Annotated in this window: 1 pseudogene; it reads left to right on the top strand. The window is 63.5% G+C overall.

The features are described from left to right. Positions 1-249 (top strand): annotated as a pseudogene (locus AC5ZG1_RS44975) (hypothetical protein); the annotation flags it as partial.

Raw genomic sequence — 249 nt, 5'->3', positions numbered from 1 at the left:
ATCATTCGCAAGGCCGTTGGGGAGGCATGCCGGGTCAAGGTGTGGACCAGTGAAGGATTGTGGCTGTGCCATGTCGACCCGGCCCGACTGGAGACCGCTCTCCTCAATCTGGCCCTGAACGCGCGCGACGCCATGCCCAATGGCGGCGTGCTCGACATCGAGATGAAGAACGTCGTCGTGAACGAAGGAGCCGTGGCGGGGTGCGCGCCCGGGTCGTATGTCAGGCTGTCGGTTAGAGACACTGGTTCG

The sequence above is a fragment of the Bradyrhizobium sp. Leo78 genome, assembly GCF_059512425.1.
The sequence above is the reverse complement of the archived record's forward strand: the minus strand, read 5'-3'. Positions and strand labels throughout refer to the sequence as shown.